General features: G+C 68.0%; 4 protein-coding genes. 2 read left to right on the forward strand and 2 right to left on the reverse strand.

Going from position 1 to position 2,921, the window contains the following annotated elements; genetic code table 11:
- Positions 1-661, reverse strand: a 661-nt coding sequence (locus WBA11_RS15885) for a TPM domain-containing protein (protein ID WP_424521636.1), incomplete at its 3' end; no start/stop codon positions are given.
- 58 nt (positions 662-719) lie between these two features.
- Entirely contained in the window at positions 720-1,322 is a 603-nt protein-coding gene (locus tag WBA11_RS15890; protein ID WP_424521637.1) for a LemA family protein, read from the reverse strand.
- Positions 1,323-1,403: 81 nt separating this feature from the next.
- On the opposite strand from WBA11_RS15890, the gene WBA11_RS15895 reads away from it, so the two are divergent.
- Together WBA11_RS15895 and WBA11_RS15900 are read left to right on the forward strand one after the other, a co-directional pair.
- Positions 1,404-1,790 (forward strand): co-chaperone GroES, encoded by a 387-nt coding sequence (locus tag WBA11_RS15895; protein ID WP_424521638.1) that lies wholly within the window; start codon positions 1,404-1,406, stop codon positions 1,788-1,790.
- A gap of 78 nt (positions 1,791-1,868) precedes the next feature.
- Positions 1,869-2,474 carry an outer membrane beta-barrel protein gene (locus WBA11_RS15900; RefSeq protein WP_424521639.1) on the forward strand — a complete coding sequence of 202 codons (606 nt, stop codon included), beginning with the start codon at positions 1,869-1,871 and terminating at the stop codon, positions 2,472-2,474.
- The last annotated feature ends 447 nt before the right edge of the window (positions 2,475-2,921 follow it).

The raw sequence follows: 2,921 nt of genomic DNA on the forward strand, positions 1-2,921 counted from the left end.
GTCCACCTCCGCTACGCCCCGATGGCGGGGGCGCCTTCGTCCTCGAGGACAGCACGACCAGGATGACGAACATGATGAACAACATGCACAACAGGCTGTCGACCTCACCACCTGCCGCGGGCGCCGACCTCGAGGGCGCCTCAAACTGACCCGACAGCGCCGACGCGATCGCCGTCGTGGCCTCGTCGATGCCGGCGTAGAACGCGCCCTGCCGGAACCGGGGCACGATGACGGACCGGATGATGGTGCCGGCCGTCGCGTCGGTCAGGGCACCTTCGGCGCCGAAGCCGGTCGCGATAAAGACGTCCCGGTCCTGGACCGCGACCAGGAGCACGACGCCGTCGTCGATGTTTGCCCGGCCGACGCCCCACGAGCGCAGGATCTCGGTCGCGTAGTCGACCGGCGCGACGCCGTTCGTCGAGGGGACCAAGACGACTGCGATCTGGGACCCGGTCGAGTCGTCGAAGGCGACCAGCTTTCGCTCGAGCGCGTCGCGCTCCGCTGCCGACAGTGTGCCTGAGAAGTCGTTGACGAGCCGGGCCGGTGTCGGCCTCGAGGGGACGTCGAACGCCGCGTCGTAGCCGGGCCCGCCCTGTTGGGCCGCCGCGCCCTCGAGGGCGAACAGCAGCAAGACGGCCAGGACGGAGCGGAGCACGGGCACGGGGGACGACGCGTCGGCGGGGAGGCCGAGTCAGGACGGGCGATCTAGAGACGGGCGGCTAGTCGAACGAGATCTCGGGCGCCTGCTCGGCGCCGGCCTCGGCCTCGAACGTCTCGCGTCGGTCGACGCCGGCGAAGCCCGCAACGAGCGTCGCGGGAAACGTGCGGATCCGGGCGTTGAGGTCCGTCGCGGCGCGGTTGTAGTCACGGCGCGCCGTCGCGATCCGGTTCTCGTTGCCCTCGATCTGGTCCTGCAAGCGCAAGAACCCTTCGTTGGCCCGGAGCTCCGGGTAGTCCTCCCGGACGACGTTCAAGAGCGACCCGACGGATGCGGCGAGCGCGGTCTGGGCCTGCTCGAACCGCTCGACCGCTTGGGGGTTGTTGAGGTCGTCGGCGTCGAGTTGAACGTTGGTCACGTTCTGGCGGGCCTCGATGACGTTCTGCAACGTCTCGCTCTCGAAGTCGGCCTGGCCCTGGACCGTGGACACGACCTGGTCGATCAGGTCCGCGCGGCGCTGGTACTGGTTCTCGACCTCGGCCCAGGCACCGGTTACCTGCTCGTCTTGGGAGACCAGGCTGTTGTACGTGCCGCACCCCGAACAGCCGGCAAAGCCGACGAGCAGGAGAACGACGAGGAGGATGATGGCGCCAGTGCTTCGCATGGGGATCGGGACGTGCAGGTCAGAGGGGCGGTATCCTACGCGGCCGTCTGGAAAAGGATGCCAGGCGACCCAGAGCGCTCCATGGACTTTCTGCCATCTCTCGATTCCGTCCACGTCGTCGGCGACCGCGTCCTGATCCGGCCGGGCGACGACGCCGACCAAAGTGCGGGCGGCCTCTACCTGCCCCAGGGCGTCGCCTCCAAGGAGCGCGTCCAGGGCGGTCGCGTCGTCAAGGTCGGGCCGGGCGTGGTCATTCCCAACCCGGACTACTCGACGGCCGAGGCCTGGGACGAGGCGTCGCCGGTGCGCTACCTCCCGCTCCAGGCCCGCACGGGGGACCAAGCGCTGTTCTTGCGAAAGGAGGCCATCGAGGTCGAGTACGCCGGTGAGGCGTTCCTGATCGTCCCGCACCAGGCGCTGTTGGCCTTGGTGCGGCCGCGCCACATCGAGGACGAAGAGGGGTTTTAATGCCCTCGAGGGCACGGCCGTTGGGGGCGCCGGGAGGACCGGGGCGGAGTAGTCTTTCGGCACACTCCTCGCCAATCCATGCGGCTGTCCCTGCTCGCTCTTCTCGTCGTATCCCTGCCCGCATTCGCCCAGCCGGCGCCCGACGACCGGTCGGAGTGGGATCAGACGGCGAAAGGAGTCCGGCTGCTCGGAGGCGGGGCGTCGATCACACGGTTCGATGAGAACACGTCGGCGTCGCTGTCCCCCCGCATCGGGGTCTTCGTCTCGGACCGACTCGCACTCTCGACGTCCGTCCAACTCGGGTACTCCCGTTCCTCGTTCAGTTCCGCCATCAGAGAAGAGTCGTTGTCGTTCTCGACGCTGAGCGCCGGCCTCGGCCCGATGGTGACGTACTACCTCACCGACAGCTCAGCCGCACGGCCGTTCGTGGAGGCCGACGTTTCACTCTCCTATGCGCGGTCGCGACAGGAGGCCGGGGCACTAGCCACGGGATTTCCCACGGCCGTAACGGTGTCGTCCAACGTGAGCGTCGGTGGCGGCGTCGCGGCCGGCGTCGAGCTTCCAATCGCTCGTAACGTCGCCCTCCGAGGCAACGCGTTCTACCGAACGACTGACCTCACCTTCGACGACGGCTCGCTCTCATTCTACGGCCTGTCTGCGGGCTTCTCGACGTTCATCTACTGACCGTCCTCGAGGACGGACCTGACCGTCTGAGTCAGATCGCCGTCGTACCGTTTGGGTCATCCCAAGCCGACTGCGCTGTGACGACCTACAGGGACCGGATCATCATCGATGCCGGGAAGCGCAGCGGGAGACCAGCAACGCGCAGCACCCTGATAGCTCGCCGGCTTACGAGGTCCCCTCTCTCCGCGGGAGAGACAGGGTGAGGGGTGAAGCGCTGCGACCGACCTCGAGGCCGCGAGCCATACCGTATGGGTCTCCGCCTGCGCGGGGATGACTCGTGGAGGGATGCGGTGCGCCACCGCCGCAGAGCTCGACCAACGATCTCAACACAAGGGCATCAGTTTGCTCTCGGGTCCGGCCTCGAGGACGCGGAGGGTCCGGCCTCGAGGGTGGGGAATCACGCCAACCGCTGTGCTAGCACCTCGGCCGGGTGGAGCGCCGTCCGCC

Source organism: Rubrivirga sp., assembly GCF_049648075.1.
Classification (GTDB): Bacteria; Bacteroidota; Rhodothermia; order Rhodothermales; family Rubricoccaceae; genus Rubrivirga.

What these genes read in the sequence shown, in the direction of transcription:
- WBA11_RS15890 (WP_424521637.1), bottom strand. Translation starts at nt 1,322, where the DNA reads ATGCGAAGCACTGGCGCCATCATCCTCCTCGTCGTTCTCCTGCTCGTC.
- WBA11_RS15895 (WP_424521638.1), top strand. Translation starts at nt 1,404, where the DNA reads ATGGACTTTCTGCCATCTCTCGATTCCGTCCACGTCGTCGGCGACCGC.
- WBA11_RS15900 (WP_424521639.1), top strand. Translation starts at nt 1,869, where the DNA reads ATGCGGCTGTCCCTGCTCGCTCTTCTCGTCGTATCCCTGCCCGCATTC.